Source organism: Thiocystis minor, from assembly GCF_016653465.1.
GTDB classification, from domain to species: Bacteria; Pseudomonadota; Gammaproteobacteria; order Chromatiales; family Chromatiaceae; genus Chromatium; species Chromatium minus.
The window spans coordinates 1-19,768 of sequence record NZ_NHSQ01000130.1; the positions used below are offsets into that span (position 1 = coordinate 1).

Annotated in this window: 21 protein-coding genes; 3 read left to right on the plus strand and 18 right to left on the minus strand. The window is 59.0% G+C overall.

Annotated elements, in window-relative coordinates; translation table 11 throughout:
* Window positions 1–141: 141 nt before the first annotated feature.
* From CCR95_RS17785 to CCR95_RS17815, 7 genes are all read right to left on the minus strand, one after another.
* On the minus strand, window positions 142–957 hold the full coding sequence (locus CCR95_RS17785) for a tyrosine-protein phosphatase (protein WP_201096868.1): 816 nt from the start codon (window positions 955–957) through the stop codon (window positions 142–144).
* Window positions 958–1,222: 265 nt separating this feature from the next.
* Window positions 1,223–3,073, minus strand: coding sequence for a nucleoside-diphosphate sugar epimerase/dehydratase (locus CCR95_RS17790; RefSeq protein ID WP_201096869.1), 1,851 nt, complete (start codon window positions 3,071–3,073; stop codon window positions 1,223–1,225).
* A gap of 762 nt (window positions 3,074–3,835) precedes the next feature.
* Window positions 3,836–5,314, minus strand: a complete 1,479-nt coding sequence (locus CCR95_RS17795) for a sugar transferase (RefSeq protein WP_201096875.1) — start codon at window positions 5,312–5,314, stop codon at window positions 3,836–3,838.
* A 2-nt stretch (window positions 5,315–5,316) separates the two neighbouring features.
* Window positions 5,317–6,030, minus strand: coding sequence for a nucleotidyltransferase family protein (locus tag CCR95_RS17800; protein WP_201096877.1), 714 nt, complete (start codon window positions 6,028–6,030; stop codon window positions 5,317–5,319).
* A 220-nt stretch (window positions 6,031–6,250) separates the two neighbouring features.
* Window positions 6,251–7,417 carry a LegC family aminotransferase gene (locus tag CCR95_RS17805; protein WP_201096884.1) on the minus strand — a complete coding sequence of 389 codons (1,167 nt, stop codon included), beginning with the start codon at window positions 7,415–7,417 and terminating at the stop codon, window positions 6,251–6,253.
* Between the two features lie 57 nt (window positions 7,418–7,474).
* Window positions 7,475–8,656: a UDP-N-acetylglucosamine 4,6-dehydratase gene (locus CCR95_RS17810; protein WP_242523321.1), complete on the minus strand. Its 1,182-nt coding sequence runs from the start codon at window positions 8,654–8,656 to the stop codon at window positions 7,475–7,477.
* Window positions 8,657–9,081: 425 nt separating this feature from the next.
* Complete coding sequence (locus CCR95_RS17815; RefSeq protein ID WP_242523322.1) at window positions 9,082–9,420, minus strand: nucleotidyl transferase AbiEii/AbiGii toxin family protein; 339 nt, start codon at window positions 9,418–9,420, stop codon at window positions 9,082–9,084.
* On the opposite strand from CCR95_RS17815, the gene CCR95_RS25495 reads away from it, so the two are divergent.
* Entirely contained in the window at window positions 9,419–9,580 is a 162-nt protein-coding gene (locus tag CCR95_RS25495; RefSeq protein ID WP_242523323.1) for a hypothetical protein, read from the plus strand. The genes CCR95_RS17815 and CCR95_RS25495 overlap by 2 nt on opposite strands.
* Window positions 9,581–9,585: 5 nt before the next feature.
* On the opposite strand, the gene CCR95_RS17820 is transcribed toward CCR95_RS25495, so the two are convergent.
* The 7 genes from CCR95_RS17820 to CCR95_RS17850 form a co-directional block, all read right to left on the minus strand.
* Window positions 9,586–10,236: a type IV toxin-antitoxin system AbiEi family antitoxin domain-containing protein gene (locus CCR95_RS17820; RefSeq protein ID WP_201096914.1), complete on the minus strand. Its 651-nt coding sequence runs from the start codon at window positions 10,234–10,236 to the stop codon at window positions 9,586–9,588.
* Between the two features lie 192 nt (window positions 10,237–10,428).
* A complete protein-coding gene (locus CCR95_RS17825; RefSeq protein WP_201096893.1) occupies window positions 10,429–11,082 on the minus strand; it encodes an ElyC/SanA/YdcF family protein in 654 nt (217 codons plus the stop codon).
* A gap of 185 nt (window positions 11,083–11,267) precedes the next feature.
* Complete coding sequence (locus tag CCR95_RS17830; RefSeq protein ID WP_201096895.1) at window positions 11,268–11,876, minus strand: GNAT family N-acetyltransferase; 609 nt, start codon at window positions 11,874–11,876, stop codon at window positions 11,268–11,270.
* A gap of 271 nt (window positions 11,877–12,147) precedes the next feature.
* Window positions 12,148–12,555, minus strand: coding sequence for a type II toxin-antitoxin system VapC family toxin (locus CCR95_RS17835; protein WP_207188672.1), 408 nt, complete (start codon window positions 12,553–12,555; stop codon window positions 12,148–12,150).
* Window positions 12,555–12,791, minus strand: a complete 237-nt coding sequence (locus CCR95_RS17840; protein ID WP_201096899.1) for a hypothetical protein — start codon at window positions 12,789–12,791, stop codon at window positions 12,555–12,557. The genes CCR95_RS17835 and CCR95_RS17840 overlap by 1 nt, the downstream gene beginning before the upstream one ends.
* A gap of 279 nt (window positions 12,792–13,070) precedes the next feature.
* Window positions 13,071–13,304, minus strand: coding sequence for a hypothetical protein (locus CCR95_RS17845; RefSeq protein ID WP_207188673.1), 234 nt, complete (start codon window positions 13,302–13,304; stop codon window positions 13,071–13,073).
* 609 nt (window positions 13,305–13,913) lie between these two features.
* Window positions 13,914–14,918, minus strand: a complete 1,005-nt coding sequence (locus CCR95_RS17850) for an Rpn family recombination-promoting nuclease/putative transposase (protein ID WP_201096903.1) — start codon at window positions 14,916–14,918, stop codon at window positions 13,914–13,916.
* A 284-nt stretch (window positions 14,919–15,202) separates the two neighbouring features.
* Between CCR95_RS17850 and CCR95_RS17855 the strand changes: the two genes are divergently transcribed.
* Together CCR95_RS17855 and CCR95_RS17860 are read left to right on the plus strand one after the other, a co-directional pair.
* Entirely contained in the window at window positions 15,203–15,433 is a 231-nt protein-coding gene (locus tag CCR95_RS17855; protein ID WP_201096904.1) for a type II toxin-antitoxin system Phd/YefM family antitoxin, read from the plus strand.
* Window positions 15,430–15,825: a PIN domain-containing protein gene (locus CCR95_RS17860; RefSeq protein ID WP_201096906.1), complete on the plus strand. Its 396-nt coding sequence runs from the start codon at window positions 15,430–15,432 to the stop codon at window positions 15,823–15,825. Before CCR95_RS17855 ends, CCR95_RS17860 begins: the two co-directional genes overlap by 4 nt.
* A gap of 135 nt (window positions 15,826–15,960) precedes the next feature.
* Here CCR95_RS17860 and CCR95_RS17865 read toward each other — a convergent pair whose 3' ends face one another.
* From CCR95_RS17865 to CCR95_RS17880, 4 genes are all read right to left on the minus strand, one after another.
* Entirely contained in the window at window positions 15,961–16,362 is a 402-nt protein-coding gene (locus CCR95_RS17865; protein WP_201096908.1) for a helix-turn-helix domain-containing protein, read from the minus strand.
* A 2-nt stretch (window positions 16,363–16,364) separates the two neighbouring features.
* Window positions 16,365–16,661: a type II toxin-antitoxin system HigB family toxin gene (locus CCR95_RS17870; protein WP_338115432.1), complete on the minus strand. Its 297-nt coding sequence runs from the start codon at window positions 16,659–16,661 to the stop codon at window positions 16,365–16,367.
* Window positions 16,662–16,747: 86 nt separating this feature from the next.
* Window positions 16,748–17,881: a glycosyltransferase family 4 protein gene (locus CCR95_RS17875; RefSeq protein WP_207188674.1), complete on the minus strand. Its 1,134-nt coding sequence runs from the start codon at window positions 17,879–17,881 to the stop codon at window positions 16,748–16,750.
* 260 nt (window positions 17,882–18,141) lie between these two features.
* Window positions 18,142–19,212, minus strand: a complete 1,071-nt coding sequence (locus CCR95_RS17880) for a glycosyltransferase (RefSeq protein WP_201096912.1) — start codon at window positions 19,210–19,212, stop codon at window positions 18,142–18,144.
* Between the last annotated feature and the right edge of the window lie 556 nt (window positions 19,213–19,768).

Below are 19,768 nucleotides of genomic sequence, written 5' to 3' on the forward strand. Positions count from 1 at the left end.
TCCGGGGATCTTCCAGGGACGCAAAATGCTCAAGAAGGCTGGCTGACATGAGAAACTCCGATAGTCGTTTCTCGCGATCATCCGTCAACTACCCGAAAAACGGAATGTTTAAGCGCGCTCGCCCTGCCAACGGCAACCGAGTCATCCCGAAAAAAACCGTCTCAACCAACTCTGGTGCTGTCTTCCTGAAGCCCGCTGCCGTGTCGGCAGCCGAAGTGCGGGGGGAGGGGGGATCGCCATGGGCTCAAGGTTTGCGATGATGGCTTGCGGGCGACCACTGACCAGCAGATGCGCTTCCTCGGCACCGACCCAATGCTCGGCGGCGACTCGCCCTTCGTTCAGGAGCGGCGCGCGATGCCTGGTATCGTGCGCATCCGTGGCGAGGATATGCACCAGGCCATCGTCCAGGAAGCGCTCTGACCAATAGGTTGGGTTGCGTCCGAAACGACCGGTCAACGCACCCGCGGTCAGTTGGATCCAGGCACCGCTAATCACGGCGTCGGCAAACCAGTCATAATAATCGTCATTGAGCCAGGTGAGCCTTTCGGGGTGCGTGATCACCGGGATATAGCCCGCCGCCAGGACATCGAACAGCAGACTGGCGAAACCCGCGGGAGCCGTGTGGTGGGGCGGCTCGAAGAGGCAATAGCGGGAGCCGTGCAGTGTGGGCATGTGCCCCGAGCGAAGGCCGCTGACCATTTCCGGAACGATTTGTATGTCCGCGCCGTAGGTGATCTCAAGCGCAATGTCGGCATCCTGGAGTTCCCTTTGCAACTTCTCGACATGGCGCTTGATGGCTTCGCCGGTATTGTCGAAGAGCCCGGGATAAATGTGCGGGGTACAGGCGGTCATGGTGATGCCGTCAGCGACCGCAATGCGCGCCATTTCAAGCGCCGTTTCAAGATCTCTCGCGCCATCGTCGATGGCGGGGAGCAGATGGCAGTGAAGATCGATCATAGGTTCTGGCCAATGGATTCACAATCAGGGATGGTTGCCACGTCCTTGATAGAAAAAATCAAAGAGCACCTCGGAGAATCCAGGCGAGGTCGCCTATGTCTAAGTCTAGTCCCTGGAAGCGCCTGCCGATGTCAGAATGCAGGGGCGTCAGGAAGGCGAGGCGACCGTTCTTCTGCACCTGCTGACACTCAAATTTGGCTCCCCGAGCGACGCGGTGCGTCGGCGGGTTCAACGCGCCGATCCCGACACCCTGCTCGCGGTGAAGCTATCCGGAATGCCAATCGGGAACGACCCGCCCGAGTACCGCCGCCGCCGCCTCATCATTGCGATCGGCCAGCGTCTGGCGCAAATCCTTCAGGGCGGATCCGAGCCGATCCGCGTCAAGCGTCTCGGTCTGGCGCGCGATGTGGATGCGTGGGTGCGGCGTGTACGTTAAGCCCTCCGTGGGATAAAACAGCTCCTCGAACAGCTTCTCGCCGGGGCGAAGCCCCGTGTACTCGATCAGGATGTCGTCCCCCGGCTTGCGCCCCGACAGGCGAATCATCTGCTCGGCCAGATAGCGGATCTTCACCGGCTCCCCCATGTCGAGGACAAAGGTCTCTCCGCCCTCGCCGATCACCGCCGCTTGCATGATCAACTGACAGGCCTCCGGGATGGTCATGAAAAAGCGTTCGATGTCGGGATGGGTCACGGTCACCGGTCCGCCACGCTCGATCTGCTGCTGGAAGCGCGGTACCACGCTCCCGGTCGATCCCAAAACATTGCCGAAGCGGACCGTCATGAAGCGACAGGCGGAACGCGCCTGGATGTCCTGACACAGCAGCTCCGCGAAACGCTTGCTCGCGCCCATCACATTCGACGGATTGACCGCCTTGTCGGTCGAGATGAGGACGAAACGCTCGCAGCCCCAGGTGTCGGCTGCGGTGGCGATCGCCTGGGTGCCGATCACATTGTTGTGCAGCGCCGCCTGGATCTGGTCCTCCAGCAAGGGAACATGCTTATAGGCGGCGGCGTGGAAGACCACATCCGGCCGCAGCCGCTCAAAAAGATCGTTGACCGCGACGGCGTTGGTGACATCCAGCAGATGGCGGGTCAGGATCGTTGCATCCGGGCGATCCAGCAGCTCCGTCTCGATCCGGTAGAGGTTGTACTCGCTATGATCGAGCAAGATGAGCCGACGTGGCCCGCAGCGGCGTAGCTGACGACACAGCTCCGAGCCGATCGAGCCGCCCGCCCCGCTGACGAGCACCACGCGATCCGCCAGCCCGCGCCGGATCCCCTCCCAATCCAGGGTCACCTGCTCGCGCCCGAGCAGATCCTCGATCGAGACCGGCCGCAACTGCTTGACCGCCACCTGACCCGCCATCAGCTCCTGGATCTGAGGCACCGTGCGGAAGGGCCGCCCGGCGCGCTCGCAGAGCTCGACCAGCCGACGCATCTCCCCCGTGGAGGCGCTCGGGATCGCCAGGAGGACGACATCGATCCCGAAGGTCTCGACCAGCCGTGGAATATCCTGGGTCGCGCCACGGATCGGAACGCCATGCACCACCCCGCCCTGACGGTGTGGCTTGTCGTCCACGAAGGCCACCGGCACATAGCCCGAATGGCGATCCCGCAAGAGATCCCGAACCAGCATCTCGCCCGCGCGTCCGGCCCCGACGATCAAAACCCGCTGCCCGCCGCTGAAATCCAGACGCCGATCCTTCAGCCAGCGATACAGGAGGCGCGGCCCGGCCAGCAGCATGAGCTGAAAGATCACGAAGAGCGCCGGCAAGGATCGCGGAATATAGGCCATCCGGTTGAAGGCGAAGAGCAGGAACAAAAGCAGGGTGGTGCCGACCAGGACCGCCTGGGCGATCCGCGCCAGGTCGTCCATCGAGGCAAAGCGCCAGACCCCGCGATAGAGTCCGAAGGCCCAGTAGACCGAGCCGATCACCAGCACCACCAGCGGCAGGGTGTCGATCGCTTCCTCAATGAATTCCGGCGGCACATAGGCGAGATTGAAACGCATCCAATACGCCAGACCCCAGGCCGCCGGGATCATCAGCATGTCGTGCAGAAAGACCAGGAGGCGCGCGCGCGCACGCTGGAACCAAGCCTTTATCACGGTCGGCATTCGCCGGATGGCAGTAAGAGCATGTCAGTGGGGTTCGGATCGGATGGGTGATGGGGCATCGACAACGGGTATCGCTCGGTCAGTGTGGCGGGTTTTAGGTGATGTTCTGAAAACAATCGACCCACCCAACAGGAAGGAGGTGAATGGACAGGATTAACAGGATTTTCCAGGATGGACAGGATTTTGTAAAAAGCTGTTTTTAATCCTGTCCATTTTGAAGCCTTTGGCATGGGTATACACTTTTCCGGAAATCTCCTTAGTGGTCACGGCGTCATTGGACGATGCCGCGGAGTCCGCGGCGAAAGAGAAAGACAGACGGGTTACCAGACATCTGTCTGGCAACCCGGATGTTGTCCTCCGGCGCGGAGCCGGCAGGATTTCAGCGACTGTACTGTTAAGAAAGTGTCCATCAATACATTCCCGATTTGATCGGCGCACGACGGGCACACCCGAAACGAGGAGGGAATACCCGTTCGCAAGAGGTTGAAACGGTTACCCGACAACGGCTTCGATCATCGATCCGGCCAGTGTTTCGGGGGCGGGTATCCCACCCCGATGTCCCAGATTGCTTGAGGGCGCCAAATGCTTGCAGATGCGTCAATGTTCCCGTTGTCGTTGTCGTTGTCGTTGTCGTAATCGGGTCATCGACAACGACAACGACAACGACAACGAGCGATGGCCGAAACGATGATCGACGCCCCCGACAACTGACAACTGACAACGATGCGGTTCAGGAATCGGGAATTAGAAAATGGACAGTTTCTAAGTAACCTCCATCCTTGCATGCCTGTAACCAGCCTCGGTCGTCAGTGAGGTGGACGTCTCCTTCTCCGCCACGGATGGCGAGGCGACCTCGGAAAGCCTCGAGAGCGACCGGAAGGGTTGGGCGAGCGGCAGGACATAGAAAAAAATATCGTTCTTTTCGCACCATTCCCGCAGGCGCCGATCTTTATGCCGATTCGGCTCAAAACTCACCCAGAGCTGATCGATCCGATGGACGGCGTGCACCGTGTCGAGATCCCGCTCCGAGCCCAGGATTGGGTAGCCAGCGATGCTCCGGCCACTCAGGTCGCGATCGTTGTCATCCAGGAAGCCCACGACCCGTGCGTTGGAGAAGCCATCGCTCAGTAAATTGGCGAGGGCCACGCCGCGGTGTCCGGCGCCGTAAAGGGCAACCACGCACCTCGGATCCCCTTCGCGGGTCCGGTACTGCTCGGCGTCGTCCGGCGCGGTCATCAGACGCTTGCAGCGTTCGCCATACAGGATGCGCGCCGTGATCATCAGAATCAGGGTCATCAGGAAGGCGGTGGTGCCGATCCCGATCGACGCATTGCGCTCGAACGTCGTCAGCAATGCAAAATAAGCCAAGGACCAGCCCACGAATCCGGAAACCACCAGCCGGATGGTGTCGGTCAATGAGAAATGTCGCACCTTGCTGCGGTAATTGCCAGCGAGAACGATCGTCGGCAGGATCATCAGCGGCAACAGCCAAGTCCCAGTGATATACACATGCTGGTGATAACCGCTCGGCAGACCCTCGAAACGTAGCAGATTTGCGCTGAGCCAGGCCAATTGGATGAACATGAAATCCGCAACGAAAACTCTGCCGCTCAACCGCAGCATCCGTTGCCAGTCGATCACCCCAACGAGGCTGCACCAAAGACCCCGCGCGATCCACAGCGCATCCGAGATCACCGTGGCGCGGCTGAAATACTCGAGATCGTTGCGGGCCTTTTGCGGGAACAACTGTTGTCGGTAGAAGGTTTCCGGATCCTGATCCGGTGGATAGAGGCGCGATTCATTGCGAAACGCCACCTGATTGGGACCGAAGATGCCCGGTAGATAGTCATGCACCTGGGTAAAGGCGCCGGTGAAGAGATCCTTGAACTCGCGAGTCTCGGGACGCGGGCCGACAAACGACATGTCACCACGCAGGATGTTCCAAAGCTGCGGAAGCTCGTCGAGCTTGGTCCGTTCCAGAATGCGCCCCAGGCGGGTCATGCGCGCATCGGCGGCCACTGTCACCGCGGCGCCCTGAGTCCCCCAGTGATCAGGGAATTTGCGGAATTTATGCATCAGGAACAGCCGTCCGCCCAATCCCAGCCGCGGCTGCGAGAAGATGGCCTTGCCGGGCGAATCCAGCCGAACCAGCAGTGCAATCAGCGCCATCAAGGGCGCGCCGACGATCAGCCCGAGCAGGGCCAGCACGACATCCATCGTTCGCTTGAGAGATCGATTCATGGTCAATGCGCCCCCTGCATCGGCAGCTCGCCACGCTCGGCCAGCTCCTGCGCGCGCGCAAAGTCCTCCGGCCGCCCGATATCCATGAACTGCCCCACATGCCGATAGACCCGCGCGCCGCGGCCGTCATCCAGCATGCGATACATCAGATCGTCGAAACCATAGGGCACCCCCTTGGGGATGAGGTCCAGAATACTGGGCTCCATGCAATACACGCCCATGTTCGCCGCATAGCTCAATGTCGGTTTTTCGCGGAACGCGGAGACACAGCCGTCCTTTTCGTATTCGAACACGCCCATGTTGACGGGCACCAAGGTCTCCGTCACGGCGATCGTCAGCTCGTCGTCGTGCTCCCGGTGAAAGCGCAGCAGCGCCCGCAGATCCAGATCCGTGATCAGATCGCCGTTGAGCACCAGAAAGGTTTCGTCCAAATGGTCGCGCAAGAGATCCAGCGCACCCACGGTGCCCAGCGGCTCCTTCTCCTCGGTGTACTCGATGCGCATGTCCCAGCGGCTGCCGTCGCCGCATAAGACGCGCAGCAAATGGCCCAGGTACCCCGTCGTCACATGGACTTCATGCACTCCGTTGCGACGCAACCAGCGCAACAGAATCTCGATGACCGGCAACTCGCCAACCGGCATCATGGGTTTGGGAAGGATCAGCGTATAGGGCTTCAGTCGAGCGCCCCGGCCGCCAGCTTGAATCACTGCCTTCATGCGTTAGAACTCCTTGTGCGATGTGTCTACATCAATCTCGATTTTACCGAGGATAGCGCCGAAGAACGCAGCCACGTATCGGCGATGATCTCTAAGCGATTGTTAGTAAAGAGCATGGCATCCTGAATATTCGTCATCCAACTGATCGCCCGTCCCGTTTCAGACGAGGCAAGACGAACAGGATTTTTCAGGATGGACAGTGTTGTTCATCATCAGACCATCAGTCCGGCGGTACGCTCGATGGCAGCTTCACCAACCTTGCCTCGATCCATTCGCTGTTCGGCAGCTCGGCGCGCTGGAAGTTCCGAAAGAGCGCCAAGGAATGCATCGGGGTCCAGACCGGGCGCGTCATCACGCCCCGCGTATTGGTGTACTCCAGGATGAAATCCCGCTCGTCACGGTCGTCGGTGAGGAAGGCGTTGAGCCAATAGTTGGAGCTTGCTTCGGCGGGCTCGCGCACGAACTCGCGATACGTCTCGGCGAACCAGACCGCATAATACTCCGCCAGGGCGCGTTTGCGCTCAATGACATCCCGCAAAACCTCCATTTGGGCGCAGCCGAGGGCGGCATTGAGCGCCGGCAGCCGATAGTTGAAGCCCACCTCGTCATGGATGAAAAGATAGGGATGCGGCTGCTTGGCGGTCGTCGTCAGATGCTTCGCATGGCGTGCGAGGGCCTCGTCGTCGGTCAGGATCATGCCGCCCCCGCCGGTAGTGATGATCTTGTTGCCATTGAAACTGAGCGCCGCGATCCTGCCGAACAGCCCGGTATGCCGGCCCTGGTGCAAACTGCCCAGCGACTCAGCCGCATCCTCGATCAAGACCAGATTCCACGCCGCGCAGACGGCGGCGATACGGTCGATGCGCGCCGGATGACCGCAGGTATGCATCGGCACGCAGGCACGAATGACCCGACCGGTGTCCCGATTCCAGCACAGACCGTCGTCGCGCATCTCGGCGTGTTCGCTCAGAAAGGCGTCCAGGCTCTCGGGCGATAAGCCCAGGGTCGCTCGGTCGATGTCCACGAACACCGGATGGGCGCCGCAATAGCGGATCGCGTTGCAGGTCGCCACGAAGGTGATCGACTGCGTGATAACCTCTTCGTCGGAGCGCACGCCGCCCAGCAACAGCGCGGTATGCAGCGCCGCCGTGCCGTTGACGGTCGCCACCGCGAAGCGCGCGCCGGTGAAGGCACTGAGCGCCGCCTCGAACGCATCCACATGGCGTCCCACCGAGGACACAAACCCGCTGTCCAGCGCCTCCAGGACGTATTCGCGATCCCGCCCCACGAAGCGCGGCGCGTGCAGAGGGATAAAATCATCCGTGCGATAGCGCGCCCGGATCGTCGCGACCAGTCCTCGCGCGAAGTGCTCGGTCTCCTTGCTCATTTGCCTTCCAGTTCTTCGACGTGTGCTGTAGGGTTGTAGGGGCGACTTAAGTCGTCCCTACATCTTATCATCGAGATAGCGCCCCGTGTCCTTGTGATCGAAATCCGGCAACATGACATGGAATAACTCCACCAACGCCTCGCGTTCCCAACGTCCGCCGGACTTCAGGGTCTCGATTCGCCCCAGGAAGCGCTCCAGTCTGGCCGCGTCGAAGATCGGCTCGTTCTCGATGACCCCGAGACTCTCGAAACGGCGCATGTCCAGGGTTTCCCGGTCGGTATAAAACTCCTCGAAATCCTTCTCGCCGGTCGTGTCGCTCGCGAAGAAGCAGCAGGGCCATTGCTGGCGTGCCAGCCGCTCCTCGACACAGGCCCGCGCCTCCTCCTCGCTGGCGCAGGGATACGCATCATAGCCCCGGGCCGCCAGGTAGCGTTCGGCGATCTCGGCGAAAGTGATGAGATGCAACCGCTCGCTCAGTTTGGGGAAAAAGATGTCGCGGTTCTCCCCGAGCAGACAGGACATGAGACACAGCTCGCCCGACTCTTGCGGAGTGACAAAATAACGTCGCACGTCGTTGGGCGCCGCGAACGGCTGGCGTTTGGCGAAGCGCTGATTAAACCCGTGCAGCAGCGAGCCGTCGGAGAAGGCGACATTCGCGAAGCGCGCCGTGGAGATCGGCAGTTCCAGACTGGCGCGCATCAGGAACATCTCCATGATCCGCTTGCTGGCACCCATCATGTTGACCGGATTGGCCGCCTTGTCGGTCGAGACGCAGAAATACTTGCGCGCCCCGCCCGCCTGGGCCTGGGCCATGGTCGCGATGGTGTTGAGGATGTTGACATCCACCATCCGCATCAGGGTGAAGGGATCCTTCTCGCTGCGCACATGCTTGAGCGCGGACAGGTTCAGCACATAATCGTAGCCCCCGCTCCAGCGCATCAGCGCCGCGAATTCCACCGACCCGCAATCGATCGCGAAGGTGCGAAAGTCGCCATCGAGATAGCCGAGCGTGCTGCGCAGATCGCGCACCAGCTCGACCAGATTGTTCTCGCTGATATCGACCACATGCAGCGCGCGCGGGCGGCGCTTGAAGATCTCATGCACCACCGCCTGGCCGATCGAGCCGGCCCCGCCGATGACCAGAAACCGCCCCTGTGCCACACGCGCCGACAGCTCCGCCTCATGCGTGCCGATGTCGACATCGAACAACGGCCGGTCGCGACCAATCAAATCCAACATATTCATTCCTTAGGTTCCTCGCGACTGTATCACTGCCATTACGTTAAGGATGTTCCGTTCGCCCTGAGCCTTTCGGCTTCGCTCAGGATCAGGTTTTGCCCATTCTACGCCTGAAACCGTGCCGCCAAGTCACGCCATATGCGCACCCCTTGCCACCTATCAGTTTCTCCAAATCAGCAGGAACGCGCGCTCAGACCTGCGTAGCCAGGCCATCCTGGCCTGGTTTTCCAGGGCTGGAAGCCCTGGCTACGCACAACTGATGGGTGGTGAGGCGCGCACCCGGCAGAGAGACGCCACCGTCACCAGCGCGAAGGGTTTACCGAGTCCGAACGTGAGCGGCGTAACCCGCAGGCGTTCAAGCGATGGCTTGAATCCCTTTCTTCTTGATGAGGGTCAGGAGCCGAAGTGCCGGACCACCAGGTCGCTTAACGCCTCGCTTCCAGCCCGAGCACCAGTTTCGCCACCTTGCCGGCGAAAAACCGCTCGCTCCACAATTTCAGTCCGGCCTGCTCGGGTGCCGCCAGGAAAGGCGCCACATCCCGCGCGGCCACCGGCCAGTCGATCGCGCGAATGCCTTCGAGCAAGGCCGACTCCAACCAGATCCGATCCAGCTTCACGCCCTGCCTCTGCCCCTGCCACGGACCGTACTGATCGAGGGCGGCGGCGAGATGCGGAAGATTCGGTGTCGCGCCTTGGGCGACGTACCAGCCGAAATCGAACCAATCCCGACCCTTGAGGTAGGGACGGCAGAGGAGTGCATGCATGCAACAATCGCAGGCTGGTGCCACCCTGAAAGGCCGCGACCTCGAAAAAATCGGCACGCCAGAGAGCATAGAGCGCGACCTCCTGCAGGATCTCTTTCAGTGCCTGCTCTTCCTGCCGTGCATCGGTCGCGGCGTAGCCGGCGAGCCGCTGGCGCAGTAGATCGATCATGACGTCAGCTCCCGTTGCATGGCATCGATCAGGGTGCGCAAGCGTCGATGCCGATAGACCGGCCTCAAGGCGTCCAAATCATCGGCTCGCAACGCGGCCAAGCCGTCCGGGTCGATGCGCAGACTGTGCAGCAGATCCGCCAGTCCCGGCCAATCCGATCTGAACAGGCAACAGCGATCCAGCAGGGCGCGTAAGGGTCCGGCCACGAGTGCCGCCTGTCCGTCGAGTACGACCCGCTCGACACCTTCGAGAAAGTAGCCCGGATTCAGCGCCAGAGGCCAGAAAAGAAAGGTTCCAAGATCTTGAACCGTCATTTCGTCGCGCCGCCGACCCGGGACGACGGACAGCGTTGAGGGCACGGCTTCTGGAATCAAACCGTGGAAACTCAAGGCCGATTCCAGCGACACGTAGGATCCGGCCCGCAGAGCCTGCGCGACCACGAAGGGATGCGGCGCCGTGCCGGCCATGGCGGTGGCCAAGCGATAGCGCCCCCGCCGCAGCCGGATCAGCTCGCCGCGATGCAGGGCGCGATTGACCAGGTTGTAGCGGCGCTGTGCCGAGCCGCCGAGCAGACGCGCCAACTGGGATTCGCTGAGGATGCGCTCGCGCCAGCCCGCGGTGATGATGGCTTCGGTCAGGGTTTGCATGAAGTGCAAGATACTTTCATTGAATGAAAGTTTCCAGCACCCTTGATTGTCTCGGCGCATCGGCCCTGTCGGTGGTCGGTCGCGGTTGTCACCAGCACCAACCGCGGCCCAATCCCGAGCGCCTCCCGCACCTCCTCGCTCAGTGGCGCGCCGATGGTCTGTCTCATCGCTGGTTGCCTTGCGCATTGAGAGTTAACGGCTTCTGGGATGCTCCCACCCCAACGCCAACAACCCCAAATACTCATACCACGCCGTTTCGGTCTTGCGTAACTCTTCCGTCGACGGCACCCAGTCGCGCAGCCGTTCCCCGTTCGCGCGCCCGGCGCGACGATGCGTCGGCGCCGGAATCGGATCGAGTCCGACCGCGCGAAAATGCCGTACCGCCCGCGGCATATGCGAGGCCGAGGTCACCAGCACCAACCGCGGCCCGATCCCGAGCGCCTCCCGCACCGCATCGGCTTCCCCGGCGGTATCGACCGGCGTGTCCAACACCAGAATCCGCTCCCGCGGCACCCCCAAGGCCCGCGCCGCCTCTGCGTAGCCGAGCGCCACCGGCGCCACCTCGCCGCCGCGACTCGCCCCGCTCACCACCAGGCGCGCCTCCGGCAAGACACGCAGCAGGCGCACCCCCTCGAACAGTCGAATCGCCGAACTCTCTTCCAGTTGCGCGCTGATCGGCCACCGCGCATCCGGCCACCAGCCGCCGCCCAGCACCACCACCGCCGCAACCCCGTCAAGCCCGGTGGGATCGACGAGCGGCGGATGCCAATTTTCCAGCGGCGCCAACACCGCATCGGCCACCGGACGCCAGGAGGCGAGTAGCAGGCACAAGAGCGCGCCGGTCATCACACCCCAACCGCTCCGCCGTCGCCCGATCGCCAGCAGGATCAACCCGAGGATCAGCAGCCCGAGGAGGAGCGGAAAGGGTATCAGGAGGGTCGCGACGAGTGATTTGAGGTTGCCGTAAAGTGCGTGAATGGTCGTGACTCAAGGTTGCCGCTCCGGACCGAAGTGGGCGACTGAAGTCGCCCCTACGCGATATCCCCCGCGGTACAGGTCTGAACATACACGGTCGAGGATGCCCCTTGATGCAGCGCGATCTCAGCCCTCGGCTCGGCCCCCATCCGTCGATAAAAACGATGCGCCTGCGCAAGCTCCGCGCCCACGACGATTTTGAACGCAGCCTGTTGTCGATCCGCGAAAAAACGCACTAATCCCGCATACAGCGACTCGGCATGCCCCCGACCACGGTAAGACGGCAAGACAGCCAGACTCAGCAATTCCGCTTCCGGCAAGGAGACGGAATCCGCTCCCGCTCCCCGGCTATAGCGCAAAATCTCGATGATTCGCCACAGCCGGGTCGGAATCAGCAGCGACGGGGCAAGCGCCACGAACAACGCCGGCCAGCGGCGCAGCAAACCGCGATACACCTGTTTCAGGTTCAACGTACCCGCGATAAATCCGCACACCGCGCCGTCTTCATACGCGACAATCAGCGCGCTCTCGGGGTTTTCGTTGATCGCCTGATACAGCAGGCTCAAGAATCCCGGACCCAGGGTCGATAGAAATCCTTGTTCGATGGTCCGCGCGTGAAGATCCGCCACGGCTCGGCAGATCGAACGACGATCCTGATCAGGCATTCCTCCCGTCCTCCCGCTCCAGATTCATCGCCGCCATGATCACGGCATTAACCTTATGCACATCGTACTCCTCTCGCGTGATCGTCAGTTTCGTCGGGTGGATCAGCGAAGCGCATCCACCGCCAGCCCGCAGATCATAGCAAGCTCGCAGGTGGATGCGGCGCGACCAACATCCGGGGATTCTCTGACGACACCAGCCACGCGCCTGATCCACCCTACTGGCCCAATACCATGAGCGGTTGATGAAATGCAGCGCATCCACCAAAAGCAATCAAACAACACCGGACTCCCAATCTTCGAATCGCAGTCCTCGGACTCGCTTGAATTCGTCGATATTGTGCGTCACGAGCGTGAAATGATGCGCGAGAGCAATCGCGGCTATCTGCAGGTCATAAGGACCGATTGGCGTACCGCCACGCTGGAGTTCGGCGCGAATTTTGCCAAATTCACGCGCCGCCGCACCATCGAACGGCAAAGAACAGAAATGTCGATACAAGTCATCCAATACCGCGAGGTTCGCCTCCATGCGTTGACTCTTGTAGGCGCCGAAGAAAAGTTCCGCCTTCACGACATCGCATCGATAAATATCGGACGCCGGATGCGCGCGCATCACTTGTTTAACAGGTGATGGCCTCGGGTTCAGATAGGCAATCCAGACGTTCGTGTCTGGGAGCCACATCACTCGATCTCCTGACGTTGTTCGTACTCACCTTGGTCCTCACGCAACAGCTCGCCATGCCAAGCACCGGCTGTGCGTTCAAAAAGTCCCTCTGGCCAATCAGATTTTAGTGAAACGTTTGGTGTGTCGGTTTCCTCAAGCTCCAGAAAGACGACTTCGACGTGCCGACGGTGTAAATCCTCTGGGATTTCGATCATCGGCGGAAGACTGTCATAGATTTGTCGCAATGCTCTCATGAAGATTCATCCCTTTGGCTATCACCCGACATCGGGCTTGATCAATTTTCGAGTTTCGTCGGGTGGATCAGCGAAGCGCATCCACCGCCAGCTCGCAGACCATGGCAAGGATCTTTCATCGATCGCCTGATACCACGGGCTCAAGAATCTCGGACCCAGGGTCGATAGAAATCGATAGAAATCCTTGCTCGATGGTCCGCGCGTGAAGAGCCGCCACGGCTCGGCAGATCGAACGACGATTCTGATCAGGCATCCTTCCTGCCCGGCTAAACAGATTTTTCAATGGTGAGACAGGACTTGACTTAACCGCTGCGCAACCGATTCACTGAGAAGAACCGGCTCAAAGCAGTTTTCAGGATAGAGATAATCCTCTCCCGATTCATCAATGACTCTAACCATGCCATGCCCAGCATGCATTTCCACCACTTCATAAAGACGCCCGACATGAATATCGTCGCCGGAGAGATCACCTAAATCGTCTTTTTGCAGGCACACCACAAAATTCATCGCCATCTCTTTACCTTAATTTTGACCTTTCCAATACCATGAGCCTCATACCAGTGAAGCTCCGCACTTGCCGGAGGGCCATCTCCGATCCGCAGCATGGCAATGCCTTTTTTCTTTTTCCAGTTTCGTCGGGTGGATCAGCGAAGCGCATCCACCCAAAGCCTCACTGCCATTAAGTTAAGGATTTTCCGTTCGCCCTGAGCTTGTCGAAGGGCGGGCGGAAAATCCTAAGCCTCTGAGCGTTAAGCCGTTCATGGTTCGATGGCCTCACCACGAACGGCTTAACTTAATGGCAGTGACCCAAAGCCTCCATCAAACAGGCTAGTGCTTCGCTGCCCAAGTTCCGAGACCGGGGCATCCTCGTTGTCGTTGTCGTCATCGAATATTCGTCATGTCGAGACCGCGATCACGATCACGACAACGACAACGACAACGACAACGATCTGAGTTTCGTCGGGTGGATCAGCGAAGTTTCGTCAGGTGGATAAGCGAAGCGCATCCACCACAACGTCCGATCAGCCGCCCGTTGTCTGGTGGAGGCGGCGCGGCCAGCATCGGTGGATTTCCGACGCCATCGGTCACGCGCCTGATCCCCCCGACAAAACGCGAGAGCGCTCACCCGTTTTCCTCCACGGCCGCGTGCAGCCGCGCCAGCCAGGCGCGGTCATCCGGACAATCGAGCAACGCTTCGCCAAGATCCTCGAACACCTCCGGTTGCGCGATCCGCTCCAGTAACGGGGTACTCTGGATCGCCACGCCTTCGCCGAAGCGACGGCGGATGAGCCGCCGCAGCATCCGCCGTTCCGAGTGCAAGCCCTCTTGCAAGCCTTCTTGTCGACCTGCTTGCAGCCCTTCCTGTTTCCATTGTTGGGTCCAGTCGAGTACGCGGTCAGTCAACATGATACGGATCTCCTCCAGGTTACCGAGTTCAGGAAATTGGACCGTCGGCAGACGGGTTTTGAGGAAGGCTTCGCGCAACCAGAGCACGAAAGAACGTCGTAGCTCCACCTGCTCCGGATCGCCTAACCAGTCGGCCAGCGCGCTCAGTACCTCGCGCACCGGCTCCGGACCCCGGCTGTTCTCCAGACGAAACAAGGCCGCCGCCAGATTGCGCTGGGTCGCCAGCTCGGCGTCGGCATAAGCGCCTTCGTCGATCAGCAGATAGCGCAAGCGGGGCTGGTAGGCGTCCAGCCCGGCTGGCGCGGGTTCGATCAGATCGGCCAGGTCGGTGGGGGCGGTCCAGCGTCGCCGCCCATGATAGAGAACGATGGGCAGCACCGGCGGTAAGCGCCGGCGACGCCCGAGTTGTCGACCCCGGATCAGATCCTGATAGAGCAGATCGAGATAGGTGGACAGCCGCGCCGCCATGAACGGATGGACCCCGGACTGGAATTCAAGCAGCACATAGACGTAGAGCCAGTCCGGTCCCCAGCGCAGCCGCCAGAGGACATCGTTGCGCCGTTGCTGGAGCCGGTCATCGACGAACTCGCCGCGATAGGTTTCCAGGCTGGCGAAATCCAGATCGGCGATCCAGGGTTCATGGACGAACCCCACCAGCAGATCGCGGATCATCTCCGGGTGCGAGAACAGGCGTTTATCGCCGGAATCGTGGATGGTCATTCTGTTTTTCCCTGGGTACCGAGAGCGATCAACGTGTCGCCAGCGTCCGCGGATGGGCACGTTGCGTCGGGTGGATCAGCGGTTCGGTGGATGCGGCGCGACCAACACCGGGGATGTTCTGACGACACCGGCCACGCGCCTGATCCACCCGACAAAACTTCAGAAAAACACATCCGACGGGACGTCGAAATGATCGGATAAAGCGCGGTTCGTTCCCATCGCATCCCCGACGTTTTGAATTATGATCTGAACATCCTGGTTGTGCATCTTGAGGCGAAATCCATATGCAGATGATCGACATCACCGAATTACGCAGCCATCTGCCAGATTACATCGCCCGTGCGGCAGCCGGCGAGGAGATCATGGTGACGCGACGGGGCGAAGCGGTCGTCCGGTTGATGCCTGTCAAGGATCGCCGAGCAGCGGCGAAGGAGCAGCTTGCGCGCTTGAGTGCCGGCGCACTGGTTGGTGACGTGGTTAGCCCGGTCGAGGCGGATTGGAGCGCCGCCCAGTGATCATCCTGCTGGACACTTGCACCCTGATCGACGATGCACTGACACCGGAGCGTCTCAGCTCCGCCGCTGTCGACGCCTTACTCCAGGGTGAATCGGCAGGCACCTTAGCCTGCTGCGATATCAGCCTGTGGGAGATCGCGATGCTGATCACGAAGGGCCGGCTGAGTCCGGGCACCGATGCCCAGACTTTCTGCCAGCTCGCGCTAGACGCCCGCGGCACGCGCGTCTTGCCCATCACGCCGGCCATTGCGGCTAGGTCCGTCGCCATCGATCTGCCCCACGCCGATCCAGCCGATCGATTGATCGCGGCAACGACCCTGGAGCACCACGCAATCCTCGTGACCATCGATCAGAAACTGCGGGATTTCACGCTCCTCGCCACGATTTGGTAAATTTAGAGGGTGGCTCAGCGCAGCGCATCCGCCGCAACGCCCGACCAGCCCCCCGCGGTCCGGTGGAGGCGGCGCGGGCGAATCCTGACGCCATCTGAAAAGCCCGGCCACGCGCCTGATCCACCCGACAAAACTTCAGAAAAACACATCCGACGGCACGTCGAAACGATCGGATAAAGCGCGGATATGATGAATGTCGAGTTGACGTTGACCGCGAAGAATCTCGCTGATGAGGGACGGTGGACCGACCTCGGGCAAATCCGCCTCGGTTAATTCATGCTCCAGCATCAGATAGCGCAGGACGTCCACACCGCGGCCTTTTGGGATGGGTCGGCGTGTCTCGTCATAGGCTTCGATCAGGTCACCCATGTGCGAGGCGAGGCTGGCGAGCGGGTGGTTCTCATCGTCGCGAACGAGGGCAAGCAGCTCGTCCAACGCTTCGGCGAGTTCGTCATCGTCATCCTCGTTGGCTGGCTTCCTGAGCAACGGGGCTACATAGCGCCAGTGCTCGCTGGCTTGTTTAACGAGCGTGGACATCGCTATTCCCTCCAGTTGCCTTTGTCGTAATCAATATGGTCCAACACAGATCGAATGTAGAGCTTTTGCGCCCGATACTGCACCACGGCAATCAAACGTAGCTTGTGACCGCCAATATCGAAGACATGCAGCGGGCCAACCTTGTCAACCGCCGGGAACAGGCGCTTCATCTCGGCAAAATCCTGCGGCGCATACGCTTTGGCTAACCGACGAACGCACTCCGGTACGAAAACGCCCTGTGCCAGATTCAGGCGTAACCGCTTGGCCCCTCCCCAGCGGAAGGGCCGAACGCATGCCAGAAAGCCGTCCGTCTCTCGGCATCAAGAACCCCCGTCCGACCGCGCAGACGCCGATCACGCGCGGACAGCCTGACGCCTTCCCCCCGTCAACCCAACCCCATCGCCGCCATGATCACGGCATTGACCTTATGCACATCGTATTTCTCCCGCGCGATCATCAGACTCTCCCGCCCCATCCGTTCAGCCAAGGAGGGATCGAGGATGAACCGCTCCAGCGCCGTCTCCAGCGCCGCGTCGTCGCGCACCGGCACCAGAAAGCCATTCACCCCGTCGATCACGGTCTCGCGGCACCCCGGCGCATCGGTGGTGACGATCGGTCGCCCCATCGCCATCGCCTCCAGGATCGTGCGTGGCGTGCCTTCGCGATAGAAAGACGGCAGCACATAGACCCGCGCCGCCGCAAAGGCCGGGCGCACGTCGTCGAGCTCACCGAGATACTCGATGGTTCCGTCCGCCTGCCAGGCCGCCAGCTCCGCCGCGCCGATACTCATCGGATTCGGGTCCAGCTCACCGGCCAGGAGAAAGCGCGCCTGCGGATAGCGCGCCTTGAGCCGTCGCGCCGCGCGTTGGTACTCGCGCAGACCCTTGTCGACGAGCAGGCGCGCGATCAGGAGAAAGACCGGTTCATCTGGCAAGGGACAGGGCGGATAGGCGGCCAAATCCACCCCGGAGCCGTTGATCAGCGTCACCGGCAGGGTTGGCGGGACCAGACCCGACGCGACAAAGAGATCGCGGTCATCCGGATTCTGAAACAGCACCCCAGCCGCGCGTCGGAGCGCCATCCAGTAAAGCCCCTGCACGATTGCCCCGATCAACCGCTGCCGCCGCGACAGCCCGCCGAAGCCATAACCCAGCCCCGTAATCATGGCATGCACCGGCGGATATCCGGATCCGCGCGCGGCGAGACAGGCATAAATGACTGGCTTGGCGGTATAGGCGAGGACGCAGTCCGGCCGCTCCTCCCGGAACAGCCGTCGCAGCGCCCGGAGGGTTTGCAGATCGCCCCAAGGGTTGAGGCCGGCTCGGGCCAACGGGATGTGACGGTAGCGCACGCCCAGCTCGGTAAGCCCGGTGCGTACATCGGGCGGCGCATCCGGGGCGCAGGCGATGACGTCATGGCCGTGCTCAACCAAGGTCTTGAGCAGTGGGCCGCGAAAGTTAAGCAGCGAGCGAGCGAGGCCGCCGATGACGATGATGCGTATGCATGAAAGTCTCCTCAAGGAATTCTCCGATACCCTCAAGGGGTTTGTATTTTCCCCGACCACCGGCCAGCAGAAAGTAGATGTAGGCACCAGCCCGGATAGATCATCTCAAGCGGGACTACTCGCCACCTGATGTCTCGCCAATTGTCAGGATAGCTGCACGGCGTGGTGACGAGGGTCTGAATCCCGACATTCCATAAGATCTCGATGACACGGCGTAAGCCGGCCTGTCAAAAACGCTTCCGCATGGAACGTATGGATCGCGCAAAGATTCTGATTCAGTAAAGTGACCGATATAAAAACAGGTGTTTTTCAGCAAATGCTTCGACACTAAAATTCAACACTTGCTTACCTCCCATTTCAATAAAAAATTGTCTGTTTGATTGGGCTTCAACAATTTTTAAAGCCAAATCTTTAGGGTCATGTTGCTTAAAGAAAACCCCGGCAGTGCCGACGACTTCCGATAACCCATCGATATTTGAAGTCACTACGGGCAACCCTGCCGCCATTGCTTCAGCAGCAACGAGGCCAAAACCTTCCCAATGGGCAGAATGGACATACACGTCACATGCTTTCATAATTTCAGCAACATCTTTGCGAAATCCTAAAAAGTGCACACGATCCTTTACAAGAGCCGTCGCTTTAGATCTTAGTATGCCTTCTCTTTCACCGCCCCCTACGAGTAACAAATGATATTTCTTCGGTAACAGTTTAAGTGCTTCAATGATTGTATCTTGATCTTTGCTTTTTCTGAACGAGGCAACCATTAACAAGATTACAAGCTCAGATCGCTCAGCCGTAAATAAATTTGAAATTTGAGCGCTTTTAGCGTTAGAAAAATGATTTATATCTATTCCGTTATGGATAACAAAAACTTTCTTTTCAATCAAAGGAAGCCAAGTGCAAAGCGATTTTTTTACGCCTCGACTTATGGCCAAAATGGCATCGTATCTATTATAAACAAACCAATCAATAATACGAAAAAAGCGGCGATCTCTTCTTCTGTTGTGCGTGTTATGTTCCGTAAATATTAACTTGCCTTTATATTGAAATAGTCGCGCGCATAAACTCACCCAATAAGATGCAGGAAACAAATGTACATGAATAATGTCATATTCATCTAAACAACGTTTGATTTTCCATAAAATCTTAATGTCAAAATTACTTTTCGCAAGGACATTGACATTGATGCCTAGGCGGCACAACTTATTCGAATATACATCACTATTTAAACTTAGAACTAAAACATCAATTTCCAAATCATTTTTTTTTAAATAACTAGCTAGCTCATACACAAGCTTTTCAGCTCCGCCGTATGATAAAGAGTTTATAACTTGCAATACCTTCATTACTTTAATACCTAAGATGGTTTTTTTCGAAAATCACTACCGACGCGTAGGTTTAACGAGGATGTCCCGACTTAGTAAAGTCGTACTGCGTTTTACTATGCATCCTTAAACCTTCGTCCGTATACATAACCTGATTTGACAGGGCAATGCTTATTGATAAACGGCGCGGTTACATCACATGCTCGGATGAACGGCTTTCCATAAACGTAAAGGTAAGTACCTCAACAGAATCAAGAGTGGCGAATAAAAATATTGACTTCAATTCAGTGTTTTAAAAAATCTTTAAAAATTAATATTTTATATTAATGATTTATTTATAAGCAATGAATTAGTTCCTACAAACGATTGTAATGAAGTACTTAAGTACCTCAACAGAATAAAGAGTGGCGAATAAAAATATTGACTTCAATTCATTTTTTAAAAAATCTCCTCAGTACAGTACATATCTCATTAAACATTTGATATATAAGAATCTCGCTTAAAGCCACGATCACCCGGAGATTCGATGTCCGAGATCCAATCCGTCAAGCTGTTGCGCAACCTGCTGAGCGTCCAC

What these genes read in the sequence shown, in the direction of transcription:
- CCR95_RS17810 (WP_242523321.1), bottom strand. Translation starts at nt 8,656, where the DNA reads ATGTTGGATTTGATTGGTCGCGACCGGCCGTTGTTCGATGTCGACATC.
- CCR95_RS17835 (WP_207188672.1), bottom strand. Translation starts at nt 12,555, where the DNA reads ATGTGGCTCCCAGACACGAACGTCTGGATTGCCTATCTGAACCCGAGG.
- CCR95_RS17790 (WP_201096869.1), bottom strand. Translation starts at nt 3,073, where the DNA reads ATGCCGACCGTGATAAAGGCTTGGTTCCAGCGTGCGCGCGCGCGCCTC.
- CCR95_RS17845 (WP_207188673.1), bottom strand. Translation starts at nt 13,304, where the DNA reads ATGGCGATGAATTTTGTGGTGTGCCTGCAAAAAGACGATTTAGGTGAT.
- CCR95_RS17785 (WP_201096868.1), bottom strand. Translation starts at nt 957, where the DNA reads ATGATCGATCTTCACTGCCATCTGCTCCCCGCCATCGACGATGGCGCG.
- CCR95_RS17865 (WP_201096908.1), bottom strand. Translation starts at nt 16,362, where the DNA reads ATGTCCACGCTCGTTAAACAAGCCAGCGAGCACTGGCGCTATGTAGCC.
- CCR95_RS17815 (WP_242523322.1), bottom strand. Translation starts at nt 9,420, where the DNA reads ATGCATGCACTCCTCTGCCGTCCCTACCTCAAGGGTCGGGATTGGTTC.
- CCR95_RS17830 (WP_201096895.1), bottom strand. Translation starts at nt 11,876, where the DNA reads ATGCCTGATCAGGATCGTCGTTCGATCTGCCGAGCCGTGGCGGATCTT.
- CCR95_RS17825 (WP_201096893.1), bottom strand. Translation starts at nt 11,082, where the DNA reads ATGACCGGCGCGCTCTTGTGCCTGCTACTCGCCTCCTGGCGTCCGGTG.
- CCR95_RS17850 (WP_201096903.1), bottom strand. Translation starts at nt 14,918, where the DNA reads ATGACCATCCACGATTCCGGCGATAAACGCCTGTTCTCGCACCCGGAG.
- CCR95_RS17855 (WP_201096904.1), top strand. Translation starts at nt 15,203, where the DNA reads ATGCAGATGATCGACATCACCGAATTACGCAGCCATCTGCCAGATTAC.
- CCR95_RS17795 (WP_201096875.1), bottom strand. Translation starts at nt 5,314, where the DNA reads ATGAATCGATCTCTCAAGCGAACGATGGATGTCGTGCTGGCCCTGCTC.
- CCR95_RS17805 (WP_201096884.1), bottom strand. Translation starts at nt 7,417, where the DNA reads ATGAGCAAGGAGACCGAGCACTTCGCGCGAGGACTGGTCGCGACGATC.
- CCR95_RS17880 (WP_201096912.1), bottom strand. Translation starts at nt 19,212, where the DNA reads ATGAAGGTATTGCAAGTTATAAACTCTTTATCATACGGCGGAGCTGAA.
- CCR95_RS17800 (WP_201096877.1), bottom strand. Translation starts at nt 6,030, where the DNA reads ATGAAGGCAGTGATTCAAGCTGGCGGCCGGGGCGCTCGACTGAAGCCC.
- CCR95_RS17820 (WP_201096914.1), bottom strand. Translation starts at nt 10,236, where the DNA reads ATGCAAACCCTGACCGAAGCCATCATCACCGCGGGCTGGCGCGAGCGC.
- CCR95_RS25495 (WP_242523323.1), top strand. Translation starts at nt 9,419, where the DNA reads ATGCAACAATCGCAGGCTGGTGCCACCCTGAAAGGCCGCGACCTCGAA.
- CCR95_RS17840 (WP_201096899.1), bottom strand. Translation starts at nt 12,791, where the DNA reads ATGAGAGCATTGCGACAAATCTATGACAGTCTTCCGCCGATGATCGAA.